Origin of the sequence: Microbacterium sp., from assembly GCF_047606385.1 — a bacterium.
GTDB lineage: Bacteria > Actinomycetota > Actinomycetes > Actinomycetales > Microbacteriaceae > Microbacterium.
Map to the genome: position 1 here is coordinate 1 of NZ_JASGEL010000098.1, position 10,026 is coordinate 10,026.

Consider the following 10,026-nt stretch of genomic DNA (forward strand, 5'->3'; position numbering starts at 1 on the left):
CCGCGCTCGCGCAGCCGTGCCGCAGCGCGGTCGGCGCGCCGCGTCCCGCCGCCGGAGCGGGCCGCGGGATTCACCACGAGCACGACGTCCATGTCACCCCCCGTCGGAATCGTATCGGCCGTGCACCGCCGCAGACGACCGCTCCCCGGCGCCCGCACGGGGCACCGGGGAGCGGTCGGTCAGCGGCTCAGGCCTCGAGCGCGTGCTTGATCAGCGCGGCGTGCTCGACCGCGTGGACCTTCGCCGAGCCCGCCGCCGGCGAGGCCGACGCGGCACGGGACACGAGGCGGATCGTGCGGCCGTGCAGGTACTTCACGACCTCGAGGGCGATGAACGGCCAGGCGCCCTGGTTCTCCGGCTCCTCCTGCACCCACACCAGCTCGGCGTTCGGGTAGCTGTCGAGGACGGCGTTGAGCTCGTCGACCGGAGCGGGGTAGTACTGCTCGAGACGCACCAGCGCGATCCCCGGGTTGGGGTTCTTCGTCAGCTCGGCCCGCAGGTCCCAGTGCACCTTGCCCGAGTGCAGCAGCACGCGCGTGACAGCGCTGCGGTCCAGGTCGCGGTGGTCGTCGATCACCGGCTCGAACCGGCCCTGCGTGAAGTCCTCCACCGGGCTCACGGCGTCGCGCAGCCGCAGCATCGCCTTCGGCGTGAACACCACGAGCGGCTTGCGCGGGCGGGCGTATGCCTGACGGCGCAGCAGGTGGAAGTGGGAGGCCGGCGTCGACGGGCGCGCCACGATCATGTTGTCCTGCGCGCACATCTGCAGGAACCGCTCGATGCGGGCCGAGGAGTGGTCGGGGCCGGCGCCCTCCGAGCCATGGGGGAGCAGCAGCACGAGGCTGGACTGCTGGCCCCACTTCTGCTCCGCCGAGGACAGGTAGGTGTCGATGAGGGTCTGCGCACCGTTGGCGAAGTCGCCGAACTGGGCCTCCCACAGCACCAGCGCGTCGGGGCGCTCGACCGAGTAGCCGTACTCGAACGCCATCGCCGCGTACTCGCTGAGCAGCGAGTCGTAGACGAAGAACCGCCCCTGGTTGTCGGACAGGTTGGTCAGCGGCAGCCATTCCTGGCCGTTGGCGCGGTCGTGGAAGACGGCGTGACGCTGCACGAAGGTGCCGCGTCGCGCGTCCTGACCGGCCAGGCGCACCGGCGTGCCCTCGAGCACGAGCGAGCCGAACGCGAGCAGCTCGCCGAAGGCCCAGTCGATGCCGCCGTCACGGCTCATGGCGTGACGCTTCTCGAGCAGCTGCTGCAGCTTCGGGTGCACCGTGAAGCCGTCGGGCTTGTTCACGAACGCGTCACCGATCAGCTGCACCACCTCGGCGCCGACGCCCGTGGTCTCCGGGGCACCCGCGGCGGGCTCGACCGTGACCTCCTCGCTGACGACACCCGTCGTGCCGGTCTCGGCCGCGTGCGTCTCCGCGAACGCCACCTCGAGGCGGTCCTGGAAGTCGCGCTTGGTCTGCTCGTACTCCTCCTCGGTGATGTCGCCGCGGCCGACGAGGGCCTCGGTGTACAGGCGCCGCACGGAGCGCTTGGCCTCGACGAGGTTGGTCATCAGCGGCTGCGTCATCGACGGGTCGTCGCCCTCGTTGTGGCCGCGGCGGCGGTAGCAGACGAGGTCGATGACGATGTCGCGGTGGAACTCCTGGCGGTAGCGGAACGCGATCTCGGCCGCATGGACCACGGCCTCCGGGTCATCGCCGTTGACGTGCAGGATCGGCGCCTGGATGGTCTTGGCGACATCCGTCGCGTAGATCGAGGTGCGGCCGTCGACCGGGAGGGTCGTGAAGCCGAGCTGGTTGTTGACGACGATGTGGATCGTGCCGCCGGTGCGGTAGCCGCGCAGCTGTGACATCTGCAGCGTCTCGACGACGACGCCCTGGCCGGCGAAGGCCGCGTCGCCGTGGACGAGCACCGGCAGCCACGAGAAGCTGCCGATCGGGCCCCGGTCCTGCTTGGCGCGGGCGATGCCCTCGAGCACGCCGTCGACGACCTCGAGGTGCGAGGGGTTGGCGGCCAGCAGCACCGGCAGCTCGGTGCCCTCGTCGGAGACGAACGTGCCCTCGGTGCCGAGGTGGTACTTCACGTCGCCGGAGCCGTGCTTGTTGCCCGGCAGGGTGGTGCCGTCGAACTCGCGGAACACCTCGCCGTAGGTCTTGCCGGCGATGTTGGTGAGCACGTTCAGGCGCCCGCGGTGGGCCATGCCGATCGCGGCGCCGTCGAGCCCGGCGCCGGCGGCGCCCTGCAGGATCTGGTCGAGCAGCGGGATCAGCGACTCGCCGCCTTCGAGGCTGAAGCGCTTCTGGCCCACGTACTTGGTCTGCAGGAACGTCTCGAAGGCCTCGCCCTCGTTGAGCTTGGCGAGGATGCGCAGCTGCTCGTCGTGGCTCGGCTTCTGATACTTGACCTCGACGTTGGCCTGGAACCAGGCGCGCTGCACCGGGTCCTGGATGTGCATGTACTCGATGCCGGTCGTGCGGCAGTACGAGTCGCGCAGGACGCCGAGGATGTCGCGCAGCTTCATGAGGCGCTTGCCGCCGAAGCCGCCGGTGACGAACTCGCGGTCGAGGTCCCAGAACGTCAGGCCGTGGTTCTCGATCTCGAGGTCCGGGTGCGTGCGCTGCAGGTACTCGAGCGGGTCGATGTCCGCCATCAGGTGGCCGCGCACGCGGTACGAGTTGATGAGCTCCTGCACGCGGGCCGTCTTGTCGACGCGCTCGGCGATGTCGACGTTGATGTCGCTGGCCCAGCGGATGGGGGCGGTGGGGATGCGCAGCGCCGCGAAGATGTGCTGGTAGAAGTCGCGCTGGCCGATCAGCAGCTCGTGCACCTTCTTGAGGAACTCGCCCGATCCGGCACCCTGGATGACACGGTGGTCGTAGGTGCTGGTCAGCGTGATCGTCTTTCCGATGCCGAGCTCGGCCAGGGTCTTCTCACTGGAGCCCTGGAACTCGGCCGGGTACTCGAGGGCGCCGGCGCCGATGATCGCGCCCTGGCCCTTCATGAGACGCGGCACCGAGTGCACGGTGCCGATGCCGCCCGGGTTGGTCAGCGAGATCGTCGTGCCTTGGAAGTCGGCAGCGGTGAGCTTGTTCGCCCGTGCGCGCTTGACGAGGTCCTCGTACGAGGCCAGGTACTCGTTGAAGGTGAGCGACTCGGCGCGCTTGATGCTCGGGACCATGAGCGCGCGGGTGCCGTCCGGCTTGGGCAGGTCGATCGCGATGCCGAGGTTGATGTGCGCCGGGGCGACCACCGAGGGCTTGCCGTCGATCTCCGCGTAGAAGACGTTCTGGCTGGGGAAGTCCTTCAGCGCCTGGATGAGCGCCCAGCCGATGAGATGCGTGAAGCTGACCTTGCCGCCGCGGGTGCGTGACATGTAGTTGTTGATGACCACGCGGTTGTCGATCATCAGCTTCGCCGGCACGGTGCGCACGCTGGTCGCGGTGGGCACCGTCAGCGACTCGTCCATGTTCGCGGCGAGGGTCTTGGTCATGCCGCGCAGGACGGTGACGGTGTCCTCCGCGACCGCGGCCGCCGGGTCGGACGGCAGCGCGTTCGGCGCCTGCGCGGGGATCGGCTGCGGGGCGGCCGGCTTGGTGGTGGTGCGCGCCACGGGAGCGTTGCCGATCACCGGCACGGGCGCGGTCACCGGACGCGACTCGGCCGGCGCGGCAGCCGGCGTCGTCAGCGTGCCGGCCGTGGGATGGTACGACTCGAGGATGGGCCACCACGACTTGTCGACGGCGTTCTTGTCGGCCTTGAACTGCTCGTAGAGCTCTTCGACGAGCCACTCGTTGGCTCCGAACTCTCCTTCGCTGGACACCCCGACGCCCGTCACCTGGCTCGACACTGGAAATCGCCTGCTTTCATCCGTTTTCTCGCGACCACGTCGGACATGCTCCAGCCTCGACGCACGGTCTTCAATGCTAGTCCTTTCCGCTCCGAGGCAGCCGAGAGACCCTGTGTTCTGGGGGAACGATTGCGCAGGATTATCCGCACTGTCAGGAATCGCTAACCTTGACAGACATGGAGTTCTACGGCGAGCAGCCCGAGGTCGATCTCACCTACTCGGACGTGTTCCTCGTCCCACGGCGCTCGGGCGTCGCGAGTCGCCTCGACGTGGACCTCGCGCCGTCCGACGGCACGGGGGCCACGATCCCGCTCGTCTCCGCGAACATGAACTCGGTCACGGGCGCCCGGCTCGCGTCCGTGCTGGCCCGGCGCGGAGGCCTCGGCGTCCTTCCGCAGGACATGCCGCTGCAGGAGCTGGACGCCGCGATCCGCTGGGTCAAGCGTCAGCCGGTGCGATGGGACACGCCGCTCGTGCTGCCGCCGCAGGCGAGCGTGGCCGACGCGCTGCGTGTGCTGCCGGCGACGCCGGGGCACGGCGTGGTCGTCGCCGATCCCGCCGCGCACCGGCTGCGGATCGAGGACGTGGCCGGCATCGTCCCGGCATCCCGGCTCGCGAGCGCGCTGCCGGACGCGGTGCTCGGCGATCTCGTGCGCGGCCGGCCGGTGGCGCTGGAGTCAGAGGACATGCCCGACGCCCGGGCGGCGTTCGACGAGCTCGTCGCCGCCGACGTCGAGACCGTCTGCGTCGTCGAGCACGGCGGGGTGGTGGGCACTCTGTCGCGGCGCAGCGCGCTGCGCACGACGCTGTACCGTCCGGCGCTGGATGCCGAGGGCCGGCTCGTCGTCGCGGCGGCGATCGGGATCAACGGCGATGCGGCCGCGAAGGCGGCAGCGCTCGCCGCGGCGGGGGTGGACGTGCTCGTGATGGACACCGCGCACGGCCACCAGGAGGGGATGCTGCGGGCGTTGCGCGCGGTCTCCGCGCTCCGGCTCGGGCTGCCGATCGTGGCCGGCAACATCGTCACCGCCGACGGCGTCGCCGACCTGGTCGACGCCGGGGCGACGATCCTCAAGGTCGGTGTGGGACCGGGCGCGATGTGCACGACGCGCATGATGACGGCGGTGGGCCGGCCGCAGTTCTCGGCCGTGCTCGAGACCGCGCAGGCCGCGCGCGAGCTCGGTGCGCACGTGTGGGCCGACGGCGGCGTACGCTACCCGCGCGACGTGGCGCTCGCGCTGGCGGCGGGAGCGGCATCCGTCATGATCGGCTCGTGGTTCGCCGGCACGATCGAGGCGCCCGGGGAGCTGTTCGCCGATGCCGACGGGCGCGTGTACAAGGAGTCCTGGGGCATGGCCTCCACGAAAGCCGTGCACGAGCGTTTCGGCCGGCTCGACCCCTACGACCTCGCGCGCAAGGAGCTGTTCGCCGAGGGCATCTCGTCCTCGAGGATCTACCTCGACCCGTTGCGGCCCGGTCTCGAGGACCTCATCGACATGATCACCTCCGGGGTGCGCTCGTCGTTCACCTATGCCGGGGCGGCGAGCGTGCCCGAGTTCGCGGAGCGCGCGCTGGTGGGTCTGCAGTCCGCCGCCGGCTACGAGGAGGGCAAGGCGCTGCCCGTGAGCTGGTAGCCCGCGCGGCGTCCCGTTCACCCGACCCCGGCGATTTCGTGGAATTCGACGCCATATGTTGTGCGCGTATGCATGATTCCGTAGCGAACCTGTGTCGTGGGGGAGGGACTGTCATGGTCGCGGCAGGATGCTACGCAAACCGTCGAAGGTCAGGATGTCGTAGAGAAGGCGCGGCCGACCGGCATCCTTCGGGCCGAGCCTGCTGAATCCCCGCACCTCGCGCCGGATCTCGTTCTCGCGATTCTTCTCGTCGATGACGATCTCCTCGGGCGAACGACCGCCCGTGTACTCCGGACTCACGTACTTTCCGTCCCCGTCGACCTCCAACCAGTGATCGGCCTCCGGAAAGTACATGTCGCCGTACACCAGGCGCCCTGTGCGCAGGATGCGGCGTTCCTGCAGGCGTGGACGCGGGAACCCGAGTCGGATGAGCTCGAGCCGGGCCTCGGTCTCGCGCACGTTGGCGGCGCCGTCTTCGGCCGCGGCGATCGCGCGGCCCGCACGGGCGTGGCCCCGACGGTGTGAGTTCGCCGCTTGAACTCGGCGGAGCTCGTCGCGAGTGGTGAGCGCTCCGCCGCGACGCCTGTCCCACAGGGATTGGTCGATCGCGGTGACGGCCACGACGTGAGGCAGCGTCAAGGCCAGGTCGACCGCGGTCTGGGCTGGCGTGGTGACGAAATGCCGGCCCACCGGCAGCAGAGCCAAGCCCCGCGGATCGACGGCGTGCCGTCGGACCGTGCCCGAGCTGCGGGCCCCGCCGGAGGACCGCACCGCGACGTCTACCTGGGCGGGCCAGCGTCCGAGGACGTCCATCCGCCAGATCGCCGCCGCGGCGTGGAGCACGAAGGTCGCCGGCGCGGGAAGCCGGCGCATCGTCTCGATCACACGAACGCGGTGCCGTTCGAGCGGCAGGAGCCGGCGCCACTCGCGGGAGCTCGCGAACACGCCGGGCACGACGCGCACCCACTCGCCCGAGTCGACAGCGCGCTTGAGCCGGCGTCCGTCGATGGGGTCGGCGCGCTCCGACCGGCGGACGAGGTCGAGGGGGAGGGTGAGGTCCGCTGTCATGCGACCAGCCTCTGGCGGCGGCATCCACGCCGGGAATCGAGCGCTGGAATGGTGGACAGCGATGCGGATGCCGGCACCTGGGGAGGAAGGGATGAAGCCTCGTACTCGCACCGCCGCGACTATTTCGTGCATGTGCGTGCCGGATATGGCGTCGAGTTGCACGAAATCTCGGTGCTCACGGGATCGATACACGGGCGGGCGCGAATGGCGGGGGAGCGCGGGACGGGTCACGTACAATGGGGCGCACGATGGACGACCCTCCCAGTCGCAGACGTTGGCCCCACAGTCCCGCCTCCCGAAGGCGAGGTGACGCGTGATGGACTACGTCATGCTGGGCGTGGGGCTGCTCCTGACCATCGGCACCGGCCTGTTCGTCGCGAGCGAGTTCGCGCTCGTGAACCTCGACCGGGCCGACCTCGAGGCGCGACGGGATGCCGGCGAGTCGAGGCTCTCGCTCACGATCGACGCGCTGCGCACCACCTCGACGCACCTGTCCAGCGCGCAGCTGGGCATCACGCTGACGACCCTGCTGACCGGTTACGCCATGGAGCCGGCGATCTCGGACCTGCTCGAGCCGCTGTTCGCGGCATGGGGGATGCCGGAGGGCGTGCGCGTCTCGCTCGCGGCGGTGATCGGCATCGGCATCGCGACCGTGTTCTCGATGATCCTCGGCGAGCTCGTGCCCAAGAACTTCGCGATGGCGATCCCGCGTGCCACCGCCAAGCTCGTCCTGCCGTTCCAGGTCGGGTTCACCGCGGTGTTCCGGCCCGCGGTGGCGCTCCTGAACGGCAGCGCGAACGGCATCCTGCGCGCTCTCGGCATCGAGCCGAAGGAGGAGCTGTCGGGCGCGCGCACCGCCGAGGAGCTCTCCAGCCTCGTGCGCCGCTCGGCCAGCGCCGGCGTGCTCGAGGAGGACACCGCCTCGCTGCTCGACCGCAGCCTCACCTTCGCGCGCCTGACCGCTGCGGACGTCATGACCCCGCGGCCGCGAGTGCACGCCGTCGCCGCGTCCGACGCCGCCGAGGAGGTCGTCCGGCTCGCCCGCCGGACCGGTCACAGCCGGTTCCCGGTCTTCGCCGAGTCGATGGACGACATCGTCGGCATCGTGCACCTGAAGGCCGCCGTGAGCGTGCCGCGCGCGCGGCGCGGCGAGGTGCCCGCGGCGGCGCTCGCCAGCGAGCCGCTGCGGGTCCCCGAGACCGTCCACCTGGATGCGCTGGTGGCGGAGCTGCGCGCTCGCGGCTACCAGATGGCGGTCGTCGTGGACGAGTACGGCGGCACGGCCGGCGTGGTCACGCTGGAGGACCTCGTGGAGGAGATCGTCGGCGAGGTGCTCGACGAGCACGACCGGCGTCGCGCCGGCGTCGTGCGCGGCGCCGACTCGCTCACCTTCCCGGCGAGCCTGCGCCCCGACGAGCTGTGGACCGGTGCCGGCGTGCGGGTGCCCGAGGGCGATGTCTACGACACCGTCGGCGGGTTCCTGATGAGCATGCTCGAGCGCATCCCGGCCGTCGGCGACACCGTCGAGATCGACGGCGGCACGCTCGAGGTGGTGCGCATGGACGGGCGCCGCGTCGACCGTGTCCGCTTCACGCCGGCGCCGGCGCCCGACCCGGACGGTGGTGAGGACCGATGAGCGACTGGGCCGGCATCCTGTGGCTGGTCGTGCTGCTCGTGTGCAACGGCTTCTTCGTCGCGAGCGAGTTCGCCGTGATCTCGGCCCGGCGCTCGCAGATCGAGCCGCTCGCGGAGCGGGGGTCGCGTTCGGCGAAGACCGCACTGTGGGCGATGGAGCACGCGACCCTCATGCTCGCGACCAGCCAGCTCGGCATCACCATCTGCTCGCTCGTGATCCTGAACGTCTCCGAGCCGGCGATCCACCACCTGCTGGCGGCGCCGCTGGAGTGGACGGGGTGGACCGAGACGGCGATCGACGTCACGGGCTTCGTCGTGGCGCTGGTGCTCGTCTCCTACCTGCACGTCGTGTTCGGCGAGATGGTGCCCAAGAACATGGCGTTCTCGATGCCCGACCGGGCGGTGCTCATGCTCGCGACGCCCCTGGTGTGGGTCTCGAAGCTGTTCCACCCCGTCATCGTCACGTTGAACTGGATCGCCAACCACGCCGTGCGCCTGGCCGGCATCGAGCCCCGCAACGAGGCGGCGTCCACCTTCACGCTCGACGAGGTCGCGACCATCGTCACCCAGTCCCGCCGGGAGGGCGTGCTCGACGACGCGGCCGGCACGGTGGCGGCGGTCGTCGAGTTCACCGACAAGAAGGCGATGGACGTCGCGGTGCCCCTGGCCGAGCTCGTCACCCTGCCGACCGTCACCACTCCCGCCGAGATCGAGCGGGCCGTCGCGGTGCACGGGTTCTCGCGGTACGTGATCGTGGACGCCGACGGCGCGCCGGTCGGCTACGTGCACCTCAAGGACGTCATCCGCGTCGCCGAGAACACCGACGACGAGTACCTGGCCCGGCCGCTGCCGCCCAAGCGGGTGCACCGGATGGTGCCCGTGCTCGAGACCACCGACCTGGAGGACGCGCTCGCCCTCATGCGCCGCGCCGGGCGCCACCTCGCCGAGGTGCGCGACGCGGAGGGCACCACGACGGCGGTGCTGTTCCTCGAGGACGTCATCGAGGAGCTGATCGGCGAGATCGAGGACGCGACGCGTCGCGGGCTCTGACCGCTCGCACGAGGCTAGGGTGAGCGCGTGCGGATGACCGGGCGGTGGCAGGCGGCGGATGCCGCGCGGTCGCTGCACGTCCCCGGCGCCGACGACGACAAGTACACCCGGGGCGTCGTCGGCGTCCGCACCGGCTCGGACGCCTACCCGGGCGCCGCCGTGCTCGGCGTCGAGGCCGCGTGGCGCGCCGGCACCGGCATGGTGCGCTACCTCGGTCCGTCCCGCGCCGCCGACCTCGTGCTCGCCCGCCGCCCCGAGACGGTGACGGCGCCCGGCCGGGTGCAGGCCTGGGTCATCGGCTCCGGCACCGACGCCGGGACGCGCACGCTGGCCGAGACCGCGGAGCTCGCACATCTGCTCGACGGTCCCGATCCCGTGGTCGTGGACGCCGGCGCGCTGGACCTCGCCCCGGGCGCCCGCGCGCCGCGCGTGGTCACCCCGCATGCGCGCGAGCACGATCGGCTGCGTCGCCTGCTCGGCCTGCCGCCGGTCGAGGACGTCGCCGACGTGCGGGCTGACGCGGCCGCCGAGACCGCGGCCGTCCTCGGCGCCGTCGTGCTGCTCAAGGGCGCCGTCACCCTCGTCGCCGACCCGGGCGGCGACGTGCGCCAGGTCACGACCGGGACCGGGTGGCTCGCGACGGCCGGCACCGGAGACGTGCTGGCGGGGTGCCTGGGCGCCGTGGTGGCCGGCGTCGTCGCGCACGCGGCATCCGTCCCGTCGCCCGTCGCCCTCGCCGACGCCGCCGCGACCGCCGCCTGGCTGCACGGCACGGCGGCCCGG

Annotated in this window: 6 protein-coding genes; 4 read left to right on the plus strand and 2 right to left on the minus strand. The window is 71.3% G+C overall.

Annotated features, from left to right (window positions below; genetic code table 11):
* Positions 1-187: 187 nt before the first annotated feature.
* Entirely contained in the window at positions 188-3,856 is a 3,669-nt protein-coding gene (locus QM626_RS09720; protein WP_415076450.1) for a multifunctional oxoglutarate decarboxylase/oxoglutarate dehydrogenase thiamine pyrophosphate-binding subunit/dihydrolipoyllysine-residue succinyltransferase subunit, read from the minus strand.
* A gap of 176 nt (positions 3,857-4,032) precedes the next feature.
* On the opposite strand from QM626_RS09720, the gene QM626_RS09725 reads away from it, so the two are divergent.
* Positions 4,033-5,490, plus strand: a complete 1,458-nt coding sequence (locus tag QM626_RS09725) for a GuaB1 family IMP dehydrogenase-related protein (RefSeq protein ID WP_415076452.1) — start codon at positions 4,033-4,035, stop codon at positions 5,488-5,490.
* 111 nt (positions 5,491-5,601) lie between these two features.
* Here the strand turns inward: QM626_RS09725 and QM626_RS09730 are convergent, their stop codons facing one another.
* Positions 5,602-6,558 (minus strand): hypothetical protein, encoded by a 957-nt coding sequence (locus QM626_RS09730; protein WP_415076454.1) that lies wholly within the window; start codon positions 6,556-6,558, stop codon positions 5,602-5,604.
* Positions 6,559-6,874: 316 nt separating this feature from the next.
* On the opposite strand from QM626_RS09730, the gene QM626_RS09735 reads away from it, so the two are divergent.
* The 3 genes from QM626_RS09735 to QM626_RS09745 form a co-directional block, all read left to right on the plus strand.
* Positions 6,875-8,194 (plus strand): hemolysin family protein, encoded by a 1,320-nt coding sequence (locus QM626_RS09735; RefSeq protein ID WP_415076458.1) that lies wholly within the window; start codon positions 6,875-6,877, stop codon positions 8,192-8,194.
* Positions 8,191-9,243: a hemolysin family protein gene (locus tag QM626_RS09740; RefSeq protein ID WP_415076456.1), complete on the plus strand. Its 1,053-nt coding sequence runs from the start codon at positions 8,191-8,193 to the stop codon at positions 9,241-9,243. The genes QM626_RS09735 and QM626_RS09740 overlap by 4 nt, the downstream gene beginning before the upstream one ends.
* Before the next feature lie 33 nt (positions 9,244-9,276).
* The coding region (locus tag QM626_RS09745; RefSeq protein WP_415076460.1) for an ADP-dependent NAD(P)H-hydrate dehydratase at positions 9,277-10,026 on the plus strand (750 nt) is incomplete at its 3' end.

Excerpts from the sequence above, each read along its gene's own strand:
- QM626_RS09725 (WP_415076452.1), top strand. The coding sequence starts at position 4,033 with ATGGAGTTCTACGGCGAGCAGCCCGAGGTCGATCTCACCTACTCGGAC.
- QM626_RS09730 (WP_415076454.1), bottom strand. The coding sequence starts at position 6,558 with ATGACAGCGGACCTCACCCTCCCCCTCGACCTCGTCCGCCGGTCGGAG.
- QM626_RS09735 (WP_415076458.1), top strand. The coding sequence starts at position 6,875 with ATGGACTACGTCATGCTGGGCGTGGGGCTGCTCCTGACCATCGGCACC.
- QM626_RS09740 (WP_415076456.1), top strand. The coding sequence starts at position 8,191 with ATGAGCGACTGGGCCGGCATCCTGTGGCTGGTCGTGCTGCTCGTGTGC.